Below are 18,698 nucleotides of genomic sequence, written 5' to 3' on the forward strand. Positions count from 1 at the left end.
CCACATCGGCCGAGCGTTCAGAACAACATCATCTCGCTCTTCCGCTTCGCCTTGTTCCATGCCCGCCGGGCCCTGCGGCCCCGCGCGCCCCCGCCCTGCCGGGTGATCCGCAGCTCGGGCGGGATGGACTCCTGGGTCGGCCGGAGCCCGTGCACATCGGTCTCGCCGACCAGTTTCCTGAGGTGGCGCCGGGTCTCCGCGTCGGTGGAGTAGAGCACGGTGGCCCGACTCGCCCTGGTCAGGAGCACGTGGTAGGCGTGACGGACGCAGCGGGCGAAGCCCTCGTCGTCGAGCGTGCTCGTGCGGACCTTCGGATCCAGCGACCCCGCCTTCGCCACCCGGTTCACCCCGGCCGCCAGGTCCTTGCGCTGCTTACCTCGCTGGAACACCCAGCGGTCGGTGCGCCAGACCATGTCGTCGCCCATGATCACCCCGCACCAGTCCCACTCGAGCCCCTGTGCCGTGTAGACGCAGCCGATCTGTCCGATACCGGCGTCGTGCACGGGCCAGATCCTCGACGGCGGCTCGCCGTTGGCGCAGAAGGACTCACTCGACGCGTTCCACGGGCGGTGCCAGCCACCGATACGCACGTCGTTCTCGAGATTCTTGCCCTTGTCCGGCTTGCTCCAGGGCCAGCAGTACCCCGCCACCATGCGGGCGGTCGCACCGGCGTCGAACTCGGTGCGGACGATGCGTTCCATCTCGTCGGGCGTGTCGACGACCTCGACGTGCATGAGCCCGTCCGGGACCCACCCGTACTCCTTCTGCGGTGACACACCGAGCAGCGCACGGGCCCAGCGGATGTAGGCGTCACTGCCTCCGCACCGGTACTGCTCCACCAGACGGTAGTGACGGAAGACCGCGTCATGGCGTCGCGCCGCGTCCTCGATGAGTTCCGGCGTGCCCACCTCGTAGGGGCGCACGGTCTGGGCCCCGTCGAGGAAGAACACGGTCAGGCGGGACGCGTCGAGGAGTTCGTCCACCTGCGGCTTGGTGCCCTGCTTCTCCGCGGGCAGCCGCCAGTTCTTGGACATGTCCCGCAGCCGGTGCGCCTCGTCGCAGATCAGCACGTCCAGCGGTGGATCCGGCGGGGTCACGAAGCTGCTGAAGTACGCGAAGCGCTCCCGGAACTCGGTCGCGGTGTATCCGACGTTCTCCTTGATCGCGGCGTTGAAGGCCCTCGACCCGCTCGCGTACTTCACCGTTCGGCCGGCGGCTTCGAGATCGGCTCGCAGCTGAAGTCCGATGGCGCTCTTCCCGGTGCCGGCTCCCCCGGTGACCAGGAAGACGGCACGCTGCGGACGGGGGACGAGCGCCTCCCGGTCCGGAGGGTCCAGGATCATTTCCGAGGCTTTCAGGACCTCGTCGGCGACCTGCTTCTGACGGCCTCTCAGGGTGAAGACCGTGTCCTCGCCGTTCGACCTGACCATGGCGTCGAGCAGCGGGGTGTTCCGAAGGTTCATCCGGTGCAGGATGTACTCGGCCGCCGAGTAGTCGTCCTCGTCGGTGAAGTGGCGCCGCAGATCCTTGAGGAGCCGGCCCCGGGTGTCGCTCGTGTACGTATGGGCGTAGGGGCCCGTGGGCGCTTGGGCACCGAGCAGTGGCCGGACGGATTCGTCCGTGGCGTTGTGCAGGTAGGCGAATCCGCCGCATTCGAAAGGTAATCCGTTCAGTGGGCCGGTGGGGCCCGTGAACAGCGCCTGGTACTCACCGAGCTGAAGGGCGGGGTGGGCGACGGGATCCTCGATCCCCTCCACGTACACGAGATCGGCGGTCGCGGCCTCCACCCTCGTCACCGACGACCACTGCTTCAGCTCGACGAGCTGCACGGAAAGGGTGCCTTCCGCGGGATGTCTGCCCACCAGGACCACATCGATCTGACCGTGTGTTCTCGCCACACTTTCGGACGCGTCCACGGTGGGCGAACACTCGACGATCATCTCGACGTTGCCGCGGTCGGCGGCGACCAGGTCTTCCGCCAGCGAGACGAGACTGCGCGCCCACGCGGAGCGCTCCCCGTCGGAGGCATCACCCCGCTCGAAGTGCACCCAGCGGGCCGCGAGGTGGGGCACCAGACGGTGCCGGGCGTTCAGAGCGAGCAGGTCCCGCGCCGCTAAGCGCAGCAGGAGCATGGACACGAGGAGGGTCCCCCAGAGCACGAGTGACTCGTGCGGGTGGGGGCGTGTCCATGCAGGAAGCCCGTCGGGCCGCAACCGGTACTCGGGATCTTAGGGAGACCAGCTGTCCTACGGACGATGACGACACCGTGATCGACGCGAAGCGTAGCCATCATGGCCGGATCGTGTACTCCGTGGCGAGGACTTGTCCCCGTCACACCTTGGAAGCTCGCTGCTCCAGCCGGCCGCCCGCCAGCTCCCGCAGTTTCTCCCGCGTCTCCGGGTCCGTCGAGTACACGATCGTGCCGACCATGCCCCGGGTCAGCAGCACCTTGTAGGTGTTGCGGATCAGCCGGTCGACGTCGTCGTCCGGGGTGGACTTCTTGAAGACCGGGTCCTTCGACGCCGTTCGGTCCGTGACCCAGCGGTCGCCGCGCCAGAGCAGGTCGGGGCCGATGATGACGCCGGACCAGTCGTACTCGAATCCCTGAGCCGTGTAGACACAGCCGACCTGGCCGAACCCGGCCGGGTCGGTGGCCCACAGGGCCGACGGGGGCGCACCGGAGACGGAGCGTTCGCCCCGGAGGTTCCAGGGGCGGGACCAGTCACCGATGACGACGTCGGCCGGAAGCGGGTCACCAGGCTTCGGTTCCGGAGACCAGGTCCAGCAGTAGCCCGCGGACATGCGAGCGCCGTAGTCCTCGCTTCGGCGGGCTTCGAGGAAGGCTTCCATCTCCTGAGGGCTCTCCACGACGAGCAGTCGCATGCGGTCGTCGGGCTCCCAGACGACCGCGCCGCCGGGTTCGAGGCCGAGAAGCCGGACGACCCAGCGCAGGTAGGCGTCACTGCCACCGCAGCGGAACTGGCTCTCCAGCGGAACGACTCGGCACTCCAGGCCCTTGGCCGCCGCGGCCGCCTTTATCTCCTGCACCGTGCCCATCTCCCCCGGGCGCACCACCTGGTGCTCGTCGAGGAGGAAGACGGGGACGCGGGCGACATCGATGAGTTCCTCTATCTGCCGCTTGCCCGTGCGGTGGGCTGCCGGTGTGTAGCGGTTGGCGGAGGTCTCACGGATGCGGTGGGCCTCGTCGCAGATCAGGACGTCCAAGGTGTTCTTCTCGGTTGTCATGAAACTGTTGAAGTACTTGAAAAGCTCCTGCACCTCACGCTTGCGGGTGCCCGCGACCTTGCGCATCGTCTTGGTGAACGACTGGGAACCGGTGGCGTGCAAGGCGGGAACTCCCTGACGGTACAGCTCGCCGAGCAGGGAGAGCGCGATGACGCTCTTGCCGGTGCCGGGGCCGCCGGTGATGACAACAACTTCCTTGTGATCGGATTGCTTCGCCTTGCGTACGGCGTTGAGCACCATGCGGTACGCAACCTGCTGTTCGTCCAGGAGAACGAACTGCTCGCGCTCGCGGACCTCCTGGGCCGCCACCGACATGAGCTGCTTGGACGGCACCGTCCTGCCCGCCTGAAGCTCGTCGGCGGCCCGGACGCCCGGGTGCTGGTCGCTGAGCCGGGCACGGAGGTGGTCGATGAACTCGCCGCGCCGCTCACCCGTGAAGAGCTGGCCGCGCTCGTCGAGCTCGACGGCCCGCAGGCCGCTCACACCGAACTCGGTCGCGTTGTGCAGGAACGCCACGCCGCTGACCCGACCCGGGTGCTCGGCCACCGCACCGTTGAAGTTGACGAGGTACTCGCAGTAGCGGCGTACCTGCTCGATCGGGTTGAGGACCGGATGTGTGTAGGCGTCGATCCGGCACAGTGCCGGATCGTCCTCGTCCGGCTCCGCCTGGCTCCACTGCTTCAGCTCGACGACGACGTACGACGGCTCGCCCGTGGTCGGGTGCACCCCGGCAAGCACGGCGTCGGCGCGCTTGCTGTTCAGCGGGAGCGCGTACTCGAGCATGACCTCGACCTCGCCGAGCCCCGCGTCGTTGAGGGCCGCCGTCAGAGCGGGAATGCTCCGCTCCCAGGAACGGGCCTCCGCCGGACTGGGCCGGTAACCATGCATATGGACGAATCGCTCAGTGAGGTGCAGGTACAGCGAGCTGTCGAGCGCCCTCGCGGCGATCGAGTTCGCGGACTCGCGGAACAGCAAGGACTTCCCCCAGGCAGCACGAAATGACTCGTGCGGGTGGGGGCATGTCCTTCGAGACTCCACCGGGGTGGAGCGGAAGCCCGTCGGGCCGCGTCGACGATGCGTCCGAGATTACCTGGCGTCACTGACCACAGGGCAAGTGACCTGGAGCTGGAAGGGCATCGGAGTCGGCACATCGGAGCGGGGGCCGGGTCTGACCCCGGCCCCCGCTCATGGGGCGGTCACTTCCCGGCGTCGACGATGCCCAGCGCCGCGTGGAGGACCGGCTCGACGCGCAGGCGCGTGCCGTCCCGGTCGAAGACCTGGAGGGTCTCCAGGCAGGTGAGCGCCCACCGCGCGTCGTCGGGGGCGAGGCCGGCGAGTTCGACGGCCGTCTCGCAGTAGGCATCGGAGTTCCAGCCGGTGCCGAGTTCCTCGACGATGGCGTCGTACCCGATCCTGACCATGGTGTAGGGGTCGTCCGGATCGTCCGTGGCACCGGCGTCGTCCCTCAGCAGGCCTACGGCCTCGACGAGTTCGTGCGCGCCGTCCCGGTGGCCGAGCCACTCCGCCAGCTCCCGCACCGCCCTGTCCTGGTCCCGGTGCGTCTCACGCAGCTCCAGGACCCGGTCGAGCAGGACCGGCCAACCGCCGGTGACCGCCGCCAGCTGAGCCAGCCGCTCCTCCGTCTCGTAGGCGCTGTGGTACTGCGTCCAGTCCCGCAGTCCACGGAGGTCGTAGCGGCGCAGCACCACGGCGGTGTCGTCACTGCCCTCACCCTCCGGCTCGGGGCCGTCGAGCAGGTCGCGCCAGAAGCCGAGCTGATCCATGCTCGACACCAGGACCACGGACCGGGTCGCCCCGGAAGTGGTCGGCAGGTCCGTTCTGGCCAGGGACAGGGAATCCCGGCAGGACTTGTCACTGCCCAGACCGAGGTCGCTGATGAGCAGGCGCCGTTCACCGGCCCGGCCCGCCACCAGTTCCCGGCGGTAGGTGTTGGCGTTCCCGATCGGCGGCAGGGTCCAGCCCGCGACGCGGCCCGTCGCGTCCCTCAAGGTGCGCTGCACATCGCCGATGCCCGTCGCACGCGTACCGACGACCACGCGCACCTGGTTGCCGCCCGTGCCGAGGAGGAAGTCGATCTGGTTGATCGTCAAGGGGGCGGAGCGGCGGCCGTCGTCGAGACCAGGGCGGCTCTCCAGGACGACGGTCTCCTCCAGGCGGTACTCCCGCTCGGCGCCCAGCAGGCGCATCTCGATCTCCTGAGCGGTCCCGATCATGCGCAGGGCGTTGGGTCCGCGCAGGTGCCAGCCCTGTCCGTCATGGTTGGGTGCCAGGACGCCGAGGCCCACCATTTCCTGCAGGTAGGCCCGGAAGCCCTCGCTGTCCAGCTTGGCGAAGCCCTGCGGCCACCAGCCGGCGCACTCGTCACGCAGTTCCCGGTCGCTGAGCCTGGTCTCCAGGCCGTTCTCGCGCGCGTGCTGCGCGAGCACGTTGGCGACGACGTTGTAGCGGTCGTCGAGGGCGAGCGTGTCCTTGAAGGCCGCGTTGATGTCGGAACGCAGCGACGGGTCCTGTTCCACCTCGTCCACGTCGGACGCCTGGATGGTGTACGGCGGAGGCGTCAGCGGCTGGCGTGCCCGCTTGTCCTGCATCACCTGCACCATCCGGCTGCCGAAGATCTGGAGTAGGAAGGGTTGGTACGAGCAGAAACCCAGGACCCGGTTGACCAGGTCCACGTCGGCGAACTCGAAGCCGAGGGCCCGCATCGGGCGGACGATCAGGTCGGCGGCGAACTGCGGGGTGAGCGGCCCGACGACCGTGGGCGTCTGCGCGAGGTGGCTGAACGGCCCGTTGCGGGCCAGCCGGGTGAAACGCTGCACGGAGTGCAGACCGGCGAAGACGACCTTGGCCCGGCCCCGGGAGTCCTCCCCCAGACCACGCAGTCGGCGCGTCTCCGTGCAGTCGGGAACGTCGGCCTCGAAGAAGCGATCGCACTCGTCGAGGAGGATCAGCAGCCGTCGGTCGGCGTCCTGCTCCAGCCATGTGGCGATGCCGTCCGTCACCCGCTGCCAGGGCTCCAGCTTGGGTCCCCTACGGCGGGGCTCCTCCAGCACCCCTTCCTTGATGAGTTCCTGGTCGAGGGTGGTCCAGATCGCTGCCGCGCCGAGGGCCGTCCCCTTGCCGATGCCGATCTTGTCGAGGTTGAGATACAGCTTGCGGTACTCGGGCTGCTGCTCGACGAAGCGGTCGCCCGCGTCGGCCAGCAGCGCGGACTTGCCCAGGCCACGACCGCCGTAGATGATCTGCGTTCCGGTCGGGTCGAGAATGCTCCTGCGCTCCCGGTCGCGCCCGTAGAACATCTCGCGGCCGATCTGTCCCCTCTTCTCCTTGATGTAGGGGTTGACCCCGGAGAAGGGCAGGAGCGTCTCGGTCGCCGCATCCACCCGCCGGTTGCCGTGGGCGGTGAGGTAGGCGAGTGCCGCGTCGTCGACGACGAGGAGGGGCTTGGTGCCCCGGGACGCGGCGGCGAGTTCGGTGCGTGTCCGGTTGTCGAGTGTGCCGAAGTGCACGACGAGCAGGCTGCTCTCATCGGGGTCCAGCGCGACACGGCTGATCAGCAGCTTCGCCGCCGGTCGTCCCCAGATCAGCAGGACCCGCAGCTTGTTGCCACGGTCCTTGATCTGCGAGCCGAAGGCGGGTGCCCAGGCACGTCCGGTGACCTGGGTGTCGACCAGTTCGAAGAACCGGTAGTCCTGCCTGCGCGGCAGGTCGTCCAGGGGCCTGGCCCGTCGTGCCTCGAAGCCCAGGAGGGACAGGGCCGGGTTCAGGTCCTCCCGCGCGTTGATGTTGGCCCGGTCCCTGGCCGAGGCGAGCTTGCGCCACCTCTCCAGGGCGCCGGCGGCCCGTTCCGCCTCACTGTCCGACAGGATCGAGTAGTCGAGCACCGCCGCGTCACCGAACCGCCCACGGGAGCGGACTGCGCTGATCAGTTCCGGGGTGATGCCGTCGGGCAGGACGGCGGGTACGGCCGGGAAGAACGACTTCAGATGGGGGTCCTCGGCACGGATCTCGGGGACGGATTCGCCGAGTTCGAGGAAGTAGACCAGTTCGGCGGCCGTCGCCAAGCTGTCCGTTTCCAGGTTGTGCAGGACACGACTGCGGTCGCCCTCCCGGACGTCGGGGAGGGCCGCGAGCCTCGCCCGCAGCCGGTCGGCTGCCTCCTTGCGGTAGTGGGGCAGCAACTCGGCGACGCGGTCCAGGTTGCGCCGGATCGCGGAGAGCTCGCGCGGCTCACCGCTCTCCGTGCGGGGGGTGGCGTCCGCGAGCAGCTCCTGAAGGCTGACGTCCTGCTCGTCGGTCAGCGCGCCGTCCGCCTGGGCACGGCGCAGTTCCGCGCCCAACGTCCGGGCGTGCTCGGCGAGTGCGGTGTGCCGCTCCTTCTCCGCCTGTGCGAGACGGGTGATCCGGTCGCCGGACAACTCCAGGCCCTGGGCCGCGGGCAGGGCGCCCAGCTCGGCAAGGCGCAGGATGGTGCGCACGGCGGTGAACCCGTCCCGCACGGTCTGGATACCGATCGCGTCCTCCCACGTGCGGTCCACTGCCTCGAGCAGGGCGGACACGGTGAGTGGCCCGTGCGGCCAGTCGGACAGCTTGTACAGCTCGATGTCCAGCAGCGCGGAGACGTCGGCCTCGGCTCCGGCCGTGACCGGTGCGGCGCCCGACTCCAGCTGGTCGAAGACCGCTTCGAGCATCTCGCCCGCGGCAGCGGCGGCGGCCCGGGCCACGGGGTGGGACCGCCTCCCGGCGGTCGCCAGGTCTCCCATGACACCCTTGCGCAGCCCCAGGAGGGACCGCCTCAGACCGGCCACCGACTCGGCGGCCCATGCGGTTTCCTCGGAGCGGGTGCTCCCGAGTTCACGCTGGACCGTGTGCCATTCCCAGACGGCTGCACGTACCCGCTCCACGAACTGACGCACGTTGTTGCGTCCGGACCCGTGGATGGCGCGGCCACCGGTGCCGCGCAGCCCGGCGTCCATCCGGTCGATCTCGTCCTCGATCTGCGTGGGCCGGTCCAGCCGCTTCAGCAGCGCGTCCGCACGGTCCGCCGCGTCGGCGGCGTCGTTGACGACGGCCGTCAGCACGCTGCCGAAGAGGCCGTTCGGCAGCAGCCACTGCTTCACCATCTGCGAAGCCCGCTGGAAGCGCATCCGCGGGGGCACGAGCATGTTCCGGCATGCTTCCACCGCGTGCTGCAGACGGCCCTCGAGCTGTGACGCATCGGCGACCACGGACTGGAGCGGGGCGAGCAGCAGCGCACTGTTCAAGGTGCACTCCGCCACCTCTGCCGCCACCTGCTGGAGGGTCTCCGGCAGGTGCTGGGAGAGTGCTCTCAGCTGGGCGCCGGCCACCGGTGCCCCGGTTACCAGCGCCGTCTGTACGAGGACCGGCAACAGGAGCAGTTCCAGCCCGCCCGCCGCGGCGTCTTCTTGCGCGTCCCACTCCCGCAACGAGTCCTCGACGAATCGTGCGGCTTGGTCGGAGCGCGGGTTGAGCAACTCGGATGCCGCGGACAGACGCAACACCGTGGCCTCGGCGTCCGGGCGTCCGGCGGTCCTCGACAAGTGGGCGGCGAGGCCGAACCGCTTCTCGACGATGAGACGGGCGAGGACGGGCTCGACGTCCTGCGGGCGGGTGCCGGATGCGACGTCGATGGCAGTGACGGTGTGGGGCTCTGCCTCCCGTGAGTCGGTGACGCTCGGCTCGGACGGTGCGGCCGGAGGTTCGGGCGCGTGGGCGCCGGGCTCGGATCCGGGTGCGTCGATGACCTCGTTCGCGTCCACCGCCACGGAAGCGTCCTCGAGCCGTGGCTCCCGAACAGGGCCTGCCTGGTGGTCTTCCCGGCGTTCGGCGAAGGTCTCGTTCGCGGGCTGCGGCCCGGTGGACGGTTCCGTGGCCGTCACCGTGATCTGGTCGTGCAGGACGGCCGCCACGGCGTACGAGGGATGCGCCAGCGACAGTTTCTGCTGGACCTCGACGAGCATCTGCGGTGAGTCGGGCCGGTCCTTCAGCTCGACGAGGCGCACGAGCAGGGTGAGCAGCTCCGCACTGGCCTCGTCGTCCTCGCTCCATTCCTCCTTGGCGAGCAGCCCCGCGGCACGCTGCCGGGCGTCCGCGATCACGGTCGCGACCGCGCTGTCCGGCGGGCAGCCGAGAGTCAGGACCGTCTCCGCGGCGCCGCGGGCCCTGTCGTTCCTCTCGTTGCGTTCCGAAGCCTCGCGGAACGCTCCCACGGCTGCGAGCAGGTCATCGAGGCGATCTCCGACACCGGTGACATCGAGGGCCTCGAGCATCGCCTGTGCTCGGGCGAAAGCGGGCACGACGGCTTCCAGCGATGCCAGGTCGGGGTCGCCGGGCGGGCGTCCGTCCAGGAGCGTGAGACGTATCCGGTCCACGGCGTCCCTGGCCTTGTCGACGACGCTTCTCAGCTCCTCTTCGGCCGAGTCGAGGTCGTGGAGGGTGTCGTACTCTGCCTCGGGCTTCATGTCCGGTTCGCTTTCGGGGGTGCCGAGTGGTGGGCGAGGCGCCGGTACGGCGACCGCCTGCACGGCGTCCTCCGTCGGCTCCCCGTCGTCCCCGTCCTCCTGCAGGTCCGGGACGAACTGGAAGTCCGGGGCTGCCTCGATGACCCGTCGTGCTGCCTCGTGCACCGCTTCACGGGTCGCTTCGGCGGCTTCCAGGCCGTACCAGTGGTGTTCCGCCGCCCGGGTCACGATGTGCGCGTCGAAAACCGATGCGTGAAGCCGCGAGAAGAGCGCGAGGCGCACGAGACGTGTTCCCCATCGCTCGGCGGGATCGGCACCGTCGTGGCCTACCGCGTGTGCCACCGCCTCGTGGATGACGTCGGTCCAGATGCGCTCGGTGAGGTGCGACGTGGCGTGTCGGCGCTCTCCGGCCGGCTCCAGACGTCGTACGCGTTTGAGTACTTCTTCGCCCAGTACCCTGCCGAAGCTGCGCGGTTGCACGTTGCGGAAATTCAGATTCCGCATGATGGTCCGTCGGTCCTTCGGATGGAGGGAGTTGAGCGCGCTTCCCATGTCCTCGACGGTGAGTTGCCCGAGGATCGTGTCCACGACCGGACCGAACCCTTCGAGTGCCGAGGCCAGCTCCTTGAGTAGTTCGACGGGGGCGTCTGGTGGTGAGAACGGTGGTTCTGCGACCACTGGATAGCTGAGGGTCATTTTGCACCCGACTTCTTGTGACGATGTCTTGCGTGGTGTGTGAGGGCTTGAGGTGGAGAGGACGGTCAGCGTCGGCGGGAGTGCGAGCCGACGAAGGTGTAGCCACGGGGCAGGTCCCAGCCGTCCGCCTTCCCGACGCGACGGCAGTGCTCGCGGTAGGCGGTCCGCTGTGCGACGGTCGGTTCCCAGCCGGCGGGCAGCCGCCTCAGGAAACCGTGGACGAAGTGCTCGGCGCCTGTGGGTTGCGGAGGAACGCCACCGCCCGAGCCGGGCCGCGGCACCGCCACGGGACGCGGTGCGTAGCCGATCAGCGGGATCGACGGCTCTCCCTCGCGTGCGGGGTGATGAGGCTCGCCGTTCGCGCCCCGGCTGCCGGTGGCCGCGTACAGGTGGTGCTCGGCGAGGCACTCGGCGAGAGCCTGTTCCAACGCGGTGATCTGGTGTGGGGCGGGCTGCGTGTCATAGACGGCCCTCGGCAGGGTGGCCCGGTCGAGCAGCGCGTGCCCGTCGGGTGTGAGTCGGCCGAAGCGCCGTACGGCGCGCAGCACGAGGCGCCGTGTGTCGAGTCCTGCGGACGAGTCACCATCCCGGCTGCTTCCGGGAGCGTCCTCACGGGTCAGGACGGCGGGGTCGTAGCGGTGTGTGATGAGCCGCCCGTCGACGTCGACGGGGTCGTCGAGTTCGACTGTGGAGAGCCGGAGGACGGTGCCACCGCGCGGCCACTGGATGTGCAGACGCAGTCCCGGGAAGAAGTCGATGGGCCACTGGATCTCCCGGAGCATGCCGGTCTCCACGGTCAGGTCGAGGGTGACGTCCTGTACTTCCTCGGACTCGTCGGTCATGCCTCCCGGATGGCTGAGTTCCAGACGTACCGGCACGGTGTCCGGGCCGAGGTGGCGCAATGCGTCACGGATCATTCCCTTGAGCGGCAGCCGCTCCTCCATTAGGTGGGAGAGGCGCAGCGGTACCTGCCAGCAGATCTCGCTGTCGTTGATCCTGATGTAGTTCGCAGGGCCGAGTCGGTCGTCGTCGGTGAGCGGGGCATCGGCAGGGTGTGCCTCGGCCGGCGGTTCCTCCTCGGGCTCTTGTCGTCGGGGGGTCTCCGTGGCGGGGGGCGGTGGCGGCTCGACCGTGTCCCGCCAGCCTCGTCCCGCGGCGCTCAGGGGGTCGCCGCCGTCGGCTTCCTCGGTTCCCGGGTGGTGGGACCGCCAGATGCCGCCGCTCTCGAATCGGTCGTCAAGAGTGATCCGCACGTCGCTGTCGGCGCGCAGACCACTGTCCGTGTCCCTGCGAACGAAGTCCGTGACCGCGAGGTTGGCCCGGCACACCGAGACGGCGTACTCCACTCCGGTCAGCAGCGGTTCGGCCCCTGCCACATCGCGCAGCCATGGTCCGACCGCCGTGTACAGAGTGCGGGGGCCGTTCGGTCCGCGTCGCCGGCGCGTGGTGGGGGCCACTCCGCGCTCCAGAGAGCCGGTGAGCGTGCGGAGATCCGATGCGCCCAGGGGCCCGTCGTCACTCAGCCCGGCCCCTATCCGTCTGCGGGTCAGCGCGTAGTGGCCCCAGTTCCGCAAGGAGTCGCTGGTGCACAGTGCGTGTTCGACCGTGTCCATCAGTCCCATGAGTGCGTTCCGCAGCTCCTCCTCTCCGCTGTCGTCGGCCAAGTGGGCGACGGACACCGGGACGAGTGGGCTCAGGAGGGATTCCCGCCGGTGGGTGAGCAGATGGTGGACGAAGGCCGTCGTATCGTCGGGTCTGTCCCCCAGCCCAGGGTCGTACGTGGCGTCCACGACCACGTGTCCGTCGCTGTTGAGCCACTTCTGGCGTGCGCGGAACCGCTTGAGCTTGGCTTCGCTGAGCTGGAGCGCCGGGCCGAAGGCCGTGACATCGGGGACGAGGAGTTCCCTACGTACAGAGCCGCAGGGCTTCTGGTGTCCCCCGGGTTCTGGTTCCTGCGCACTGATCGGCGCTCCGGACACCCAGGCCGGGACGTCGACGTCCTCCTCGACATCTGGGTGCCGACCCTCCTTGTAGACGATTTCGGCGTACAGCGGGTCGGAGCCCGTGGCGATCCGGACCAGGGCTCCGACGGGTACGGCCGGTACCCGGTCTCCCAGGGTCAGTGTCGGGAAGGTGTCGGGGTCGAAGGGGCCGTTCCCGTGGCCCACTCCGCCGAGTTCGTAGCCGAAGTAGACGGCGTTGAAGGCCACCGCCGTGTGCACGGGACACGGGCGGTCGGCGACGACCGCCTCCAGGTAGCGGCGGAGCCGGTGCAGCTCGTCCGGGGGCGTGGTCCGGTGTCCGCCTGTCATGGCAGGGGTGAGTACGGGCTCGTCCTCGTACGGCTGCCAGACGCCTGTCGGAGCCGTGGTCATCGTGGTCACACCCCGTTCTCCTTCCGTGCTGATCCGTTCCCCGCGCGCCGTGCCGGACGGACTGCTCGCCAGCGTCCCTCCTCGCCCTGGACTGCGGATCCTTCGGCGGCCAGCCTTTCGAGGCTTGAGCCGACTGTGGAGAAGGGCAGGTCGGCACGGCCTCCGAAGTGGCGGCTGTCCCGTATCGCCTTCGGCAGTGGATTCATCTTCCGGCTCCTCGGGTTGTAGGAGGATTCGTCGCCGCGCAGGGCGTGCCAGAGCCTTCGCGGGTACATGCCCTGCGGCTGGAGCTGCAGAAGCCGTTGGACCTGGAGGTCGACGCGTCGGTCGCGCAGCGCGGTGTCGGTGCGACCGCCCTCGCGGGGACGCGGGCTGTGGAACGCCTGGGCGACGGCGGGACGCCGTTCGTCCACCGGCCAGTGAGCGGTGTCCCAGCAGGCGGAGCAGCGGCAACGGGCTGTCGTGCAACAGTCCTCGGGAAGGTCGGTGGCGGCGAAGTAATCAGCGAAGACCCTCTGGGCACAGACCGTGGTGGAGTCGAAGAAGTGCTTCAGTCTGCCGAGTTCTTCGGCGGCCCGGCGGCCGCGCCGGCCGAGCGACGGGAGGTAGTCGTCGGGCAGCGTGCGGGCGTGCACGGCGATACCGGTGACCAGGCGCCTGCTGGGCGCCGCCGACACGTCCAGGAGCCCTCGGTCGTGCAGGTCGGCGAGTAGTTCCCAGGTCGCCGCGGGTCCGCCGGCGACGGTCCGGAAGTCGGGGCAGTGGGAGGCGAGTTCGTGGTCGAGGAGTCGGACGTCGACGTTTCGCGGTGTGTCCCAGGTGAGTGCGGTGTCGATGACGGTCCGCTCGATCCGTGCGAGGGCCGCCTCTTCGGCACGCCCTCCGGTGAGCGCGGTCGGTCCTGTGCCGCGCCGTGACGGCCGCAGGTCGCCGGGCTTGATCGCACAGTACGGCGGGTGGTCACCGAGGTCTTCGACGGCTCCGAGGTCGGCGAGCGTGCTGAAAGCACGCATGATGCCGCTTCGGTAGCGTTCCTGGGTGTGCCGGTCCTCCAGTTCGGACTCGGTCAGCAGGCCGGTCGCGGCGTCCTCGGTCATGAGGATGTCGGCCAGGCGGACCGGGTCGAGCGTTCCTCCGCGCTGTGACAGGACGAGCCCGCCCATGCGTCGCAGCAGCGGAGGGGGCAGTTCCTGTCCTGTCATGAAGCGGACCAGGCGCAGCCCGCGGCTCGTGGCGAGGGCGAGGCCGCTGTTGACGGGCCCCTCACCGGTCGCCCGCAAGCCGGTGCTGTCGCGTCCGACCCTCCCGATCTGCTGGTACAGCGCGGCCAGGTCGGTGGGGGGCGACACACACATCACGGTGCGTACATCGGGCCGGTTGACACCGAGGCCGAACGCGGAGGTGGCGACGATGACGACGGGGACGAAGCCGTCGTCGCCCTCGCGGGGCGCCTCCCGGAACTCCGTCATCACGGCGGCCTTCTCCGCCTCGGTGAGACGTCCGTGGAACCGCAGCACGCGTACGCATCCGGCGTCACCGACGTACTCGCGCAGATGCGTGTAGAGAGTGTTGACCTCCTTGACGGTCAGGCAGTACAGGATGGCGTGACCGTCGAGCGCGTCGACCACGCGCTCCACCAGCCCCGCCACTCCGCCCTGTCCCAACCGGTCGAGGGAACGCCGGAAGACGGCGATCTCGGGACGGATCGGGTTCTCGAGCACCGTCACGAGCCCGCCGATGACATCGGCTCGTTCCGTCTCGGCGTCCGCTTCGGCCGATCCGGGCTCGGGAACCTCATTGGAGAGGGCGAACAGCCCTTCGCGCAAGGCTTCGTGGACGGACCGGTTGGCGGTGGCGGTCACCGCGGTGACCGCCACCCCGTGCTCCTGACGCAGTTCGTTCAGGAACCGGCTGACGCGACGCATGCTCGGCCGGAAGTCCTCCCACTGTGCCAGGGTGTGTGCCTCGTCGACGGCGATACGGGTGACCCTGCCCTCTGCCGCGGCCGCGCGCACGGTCTCGCGAAACCGCCGCTGGCACAGCCGTTCCGGGCTGACGTAGACCAGGCGGATGCCGTGATCGGCCCTGCCGAGGAGTTGGTCCGACACCTCGGTCTTGCCGGCTCGGCTGCTGGACTCCCGCAGGGGAGAGATCAGGGCGCGAACCGCCCCGCCGATGGACCGGTTGAGTTCGAGCGCCTGGTCGTGCATGAGTGCCACGAGAGGACTGACGACCACGGTGACACCGGGCAGAACCAGAGCGGGCAACTGGAAGGTGAAGCTCTTGCCGAATCCGGTGGGAAGCAGCCCGAGTACGTTGCGGCCTTCGGCCACAGCGGTGATGACAGCGGTCTGTGCCGGTTTGAGGGGCACGGGGTCGTCGCTGAGCCTCAACAGGCCGCCGATGTGGGCGCAGCGTCGCGTGACCTCCTCGACGAGGCGCCCCTGTTCCCGCAGCTTCCGCGTCTCCTCGGGACTGAGTGCCAGTTCCCTGATACGTCGGGTGTGCGGCAGCAGGGTGTGCCGTTCGAGGGCTTCATCGGTGCACAGCTCGGCAGCTCGTGCGGGGTCCAGCAGCCCTTGGCCGGCCATGAACCGCCAGATCCTCTGCCATCCCTCGGCCATCGTGGTGACGTTGCCGCCGCCGGTGTCGCCGGTGTCCGGGCCGGGTCGTTCCAAGCCTTCGTCGAGGCTGCCGAGGAAGGCACGCCGGTAGGAGCGTCGCAGGCTGCTCTGTCCGGCGAGCTTGCGATCGCTGATGACGACGACGCCACGGTGCCGGTCGGACCGGATGAGGCGGCCGACGGCCTGACGGAGCTGGAGCGCGGCGAGGGGCAGGTAGTAGTGCTCGGTGGCGGCACCGTCCGGATCGGGGTGGCCGGCGTGCTCCGCACGTCGGGCGACGGCTGCGCGCCGGGTTTCCACGATCGGATCAGCGAACGGGGCGAAGGGCAGTTTGTTGATCCAGACGAGATGCATCCGTTCGGCGTCGGAGACGTCGATGCCCTGCCAGAGCCCTTTGGTTCCGACGAGGAATCCGCCGCCGTCCCGTCGGTCGGTGAAGGCCTGGTAGGCGCGGCCGTTGCCGAGGGTGAACGCCTCGACGACCGGACTGTCCAGGGAGCGGGAGCGCAGTTCCTCCACGAGGAGGGAGCCGATGCCCGCGGCTGTCGACCTGGCGGTGGTGAGGATCAGGCCGCCACCGTCGAAGCCGGTGCCGTCGGGGCGCTGCCGGGTCATCTCGGCGGCGTATCCGGCCGCTTGGTGAGCGACTGTGCGAAGCGCGCCCTCTTCCTGCTCGGCCCAGGAGGGGAAGTCGGAGAAGCACACCACTTCGGCCTGGTTCCGCAGGTCGAACGGAGAGGGCAGAGCCAGGGCCGCCACCTCCGCGGACAGGCCCAGACGGCTCCTGACGAAGTCCCACTCCCCTGCGACGCGGAGGGTCGCGGAGACGTAGTGGACGCGATCGAACGACTGGAGGAAGCACTGCCAGTCCGGGTCGGCGGGCAGGTCGACGGGGCTGGTGGCGATGCGGAAGCGGTAGGAGCGCAGTTCCGCCTTCGGTTCGGCCGACTCCTCCAGATGGACGACGCGTGACGGGAGATCCTCGTCCAGTGTGACGACGGGATCGAGAAAGCCGCCGATATCGGTTGTGATGCGGGTGAGGTCGGTGGTGAGGGAGTCGGTGCGGGTGGCCAGAGCGGTCAGGCGTTCCAGGACCAGCGGATCCATGCGGGCGGTCTGCTGGGCGACGTACCGCTCCAGCGTGATGCGGGAGGTGACGAGCGCTTTGGCGATGCGATCCAGCACCAATGACAGGTGCCGGGTGCCCCGGGTCCCGGACGTACCGGAGTAGGTGCTGACCAGTGTGGTCGCTCGGTTGCCGATCCGTACGCCCACTCCCTTGGCCTGTGCGTCGAAGGCCTGGGCCGCCAACCGGGGGAGCCGTTCGTCGTCGAGCAGCCGTTCCAGTTCGGCGATTGCGGTGGAGGCCTCGTCCCGCGCAGTGCTGGGGTGCGCCTCCGCGAGCCACGTCTGGTGCTCCGACAACACGGTCTCGAGGTCCTGGTAGTCGACAGTGACGGCGAGTGCGGACGTGGCGGCGTTCTCCAGTTCGTGTGCCTCGTCGACGACAAGGAGGACGTCGGGGCCGAGTTCGCGCAGGTCGTCCAGGTGGGAGAGGACCAGGGCGTGGTTGGCGAGGATGAGTCGGTGCCCGCCGATGGCTTCCCGGACCGTGTCCGTGTGCGCGCTGAGGGGGGTGCCCGCGCCGGGGCCGTAGTCCCCGTCGCGCTGGGACAGCGACTCCAGCCAGAGGGACAGGCCGGACCCCATGTAGTCGGTGAAGAAGGCGGGGACATCGACCATGTCGACGGACCTGGCCGTCCACGTCTGCGGGGCTTCCTTCACCGCGAGCAGTCGAAGAGCGAGATAGAGGGTGAGCTCGCGGAAACGCAACTGCCGGGAGAGGGGCGCGCGGCCGCCTGCCCTGCTTTCGGACTTGCTCCGTCGGGTGGATTCGGCAAGGGCTTTGGTGAGTGCCGCGAGGGACAGCCGGTTGGACTGCCCCTTGATTAGGTCGGCAATGCCGAGGATTCCGGGGAGGGCACGCTCCAGGCCCTGGAGGTCCTTCGCCATCTGACTCTGCAACTGTTTGGTGTAGGTGGCGATGACCGCGGTGCGATCGTCTCCCCCGGCGAGCCAGTCGAGCGCGACGGCGAGTACCGCGTAGCTCTTGCCGGTGCCGGTGGGTGCTTCCAGCAGTCCACCAGCGCCCTGGTCGGTCCACTCGTGCAGCGTCTTGGTCATCCGCTGCTGGGCCGGGCGGGTTTCGACATGAGGGCCGTGCACCACACGTGCCAGGGCGGTCGGGTCGACCCGGCCGTCGGCGTCGCGGAGCGTGTGCGGAACGATGACGGCACCACGGCCCGGCGACCGGCGGTCATCGGCGCGGCGCGGCTTGTGCTGCGCGAACTCGGCACCGAGCAGACGGGCCACGTGCGTCTGCTCCCAAGCGAGCGGCTCCCGTTCGGTGGGCGGCTTTCCCTCGGCGAGTTCCCGGAGCAGTCGCCATGCGCCGGAGTCCGGGCAGACGTCAACAATGAGCTCACGCAGGCCGAGTTCCTTGCCCGCGAGATCGGCGGCGGCTCTTTCCAGCAGACGGACCAGCAGGGATGCGTCGTCGCCGGCCGTGTGAGCGCGCAAGTCCGTCCGCGACAGATCGAGTTCTCGGGCCACGTCCTGAAGCCGGTGAGACGGTGCTGTCGGCCACAGCGCATGGGTGAGGTACAGCGCATCGACGAGATGGAAGCGTGGGGAGGCGAGCGGGTCTTCGAGCCCAGCCGCTCTCACCGCCTCGCTGACGACGGGAAAGTCCAGGCTTGTGCCGTTGTAGGCGACCACGACGTCGGCGTCCGCGACGAAGGCGCACAGCTCCGTCCACGCCTGCCGAGCGGGGACCCCCTGTTCCAGCACGGCGTCCCGAACCTCGCCCGTGCGCAACTCGTCACTGTCCTGGGGGAATCGGAGATAACGCTGCCAGCGGGGAGCGCTCATCACCCAGTCCGGATCCGCGCCGAACCTGACGGCGGCGGCTTCGTAGACGTGACGCTCCACGTAGGGGGCGGTCGCGGTGGTCCGTACGATGCTTTCGACGTCCAGCGCGACGGCCCGCAGCACTCGGTCCACGGGCAGCGAGGCTCCGCGCCCAGCCCTGTTCTCCCCTTTTGAGGTCAGTGCAGGCGCCGACGGTCCTGACGGGGCGGCAGACATGAGACGGTCCCCCGAGAGGACCAGCCAACCTCCATCGACCGCCTCGGCGACCAGCTTGGCCAGCCGCTGCTCCGGCATCGCACCGAATCGCCGTCCCGCCTCCTGCAGAA

Annotated in this window: 5 protein-coding genes; all 5 read right to left on the reverse strand. The window is 69.4% G+C overall.

Annotation, left to right across the window (positions count from 1 at the left end; translation table 11 throughout):
- Window positions 1–17: 17 nt before the first annotated feature.
- The 5 genes from PYS65_RS04795 to PYS65_RS04815 all read right to left on the reverse strand — a co-directional run bounded on the left by PYS65_RS04795 (window position 18) and on the right by PYS65_RS04815 (window position 18,504).
- Window positions 18–2,132, reverse strand: a complete 2,115-nt coding sequence (locus PYS65_RS04795; protein ID WP_279337854.1) for a DUF2075 domain-containing protein — start codon at window positions 2,130–2,132, stop codon at window positions 18–20.
- Window positions 2,133–2,331: 199 nt separating this feature from the next.
- The gene (locus tag PYS65_RS04800; protein WP_279332512.1) at window positions 2,332–4,221 is read right to left on the reverse strand and encodes a DNA/RNA helicase domain-containing protein; all 1,890 of its coding nucleotides are present in this window, start codon (window positions 4,219–4,221) and stop codon (window positions 2,332–2,334) included.
- Window positions 4,222–4,442: 221 nt separating this feature from the next.
- A complete protein-coding gene (locus tag PYS65_RS04805) occupies window positions 4,443–10,442 on the reverse strand; it encodes a hypothetical protein (protein WP_279332513.1) in 6,000 nt (1,999 codons plus the stop codon).
- A 65-nt stretch (window positions 10,443–10,507) separates the two neighbouring features.
- Window positions 10,508–12,817, reverse strand: a complete 2,310-nt coding sequence (locus tag PYS65_RS04810) for a hypothetical protein (RefSeq protein WP_279337855.1) — start codon at window positions 12,815–12,817, stop codon at window positions 10,508–10,510.
- Window positions 12,818–12,822: 5 nt separating this feature from the next.
- Entirely contained in the window at window positions 12,823–18,504 is a 5,682-nt protein-coding gene (locus PYS65_RS04815; RefSeq protein WP_279332514.1) for a DEAD/DEAH box helicase, read from the reverse strand.
- Window positions 18,505–18,698 lie beyond the last annotated feature (194 nt).

This window comes from Streptomyces cathayae, assembly GCF_029760955.1.
GTDB classification, from domain to species: domain Bacteria; phylum Actinomycetota; class Actinomycetes; order Streptomycetales; family Streptomycetaceae; genus Streptomyces; species Streptomyces cathayae.